Here is a 640-nt window from a genome sequence, read left to right on the forward strand (position 1 = left end):
GGAACAAGCTGAAAATTTGAAACAACCGCAGTGCTGTTGCAAAACAGGACTGACGGGTCTCTCAATAACTCCAATCCGAAGACACCTTCGGGTTGTGAGGTTAAGCGACTAAGCGTACACGGTGGATGCCTAGGCAGTCAGAGGCGATGAAGGACGTGCTAATCTGCGAAAAGCGCCGGTGAGCTGATATGAAGCGCTATCAGCCGGCGATGTCCGAATGGGGAAACCCAGTGCAATCCGTTGCACTATCCGGGCCTGAATTCATAGGGTCCGGAGGCGAACCGGGGGAACTGAAACATCTCAGTACCCCGAGGAAAAGAAATCAACCGAGATTCCCCCAGTAGCGGCGAGCGAACGGGGAGCAGCCCAGAACCTGAATCAGTGTGTGTGTTAGTGGAAGCGTCTGGAAAGGCGCGCAATAAAGGGTGACAGCCCCGTACACCAAAACGCATAGACTGTGAGTTCGATGAGTAGGGCGGGACACGTGGTATCCTGTCTGAACATGGGGGGACCATCCTCCAAGGCTAAATACTCCTGACTGACCGATAGTGAACCAGTACCGTGAGGGAAAGGCGAAAAGAACCCCGGCGAGGGGAGTGAAAGAGAACCTGAAACCGTGTACGTACAAGCAGTGGGAGCC

The 640-nt window shown here is 54.2% G+C and carries 1 rRNA gene; it reads left to right on the forward strand.

Annotated features, from left to right (window positions below):
- Window positions 1-98 precede the first annotated feature (98 nt).
- Window positions 99-640, forward strand: a 23S ribosomal RNA gene (locus tag Xbed_RS18975); the annotation flags it as partial.

This window comes from Xenorhabdus beddingii, from assembly GCF_002127545.1.
GTDB lineage: Bacteria > Pseudomonadota > Gammaproteobacteria > Enterobacterales > Enterobacteriaceae > Xenorhabdus > Xenorhabdus beddingii.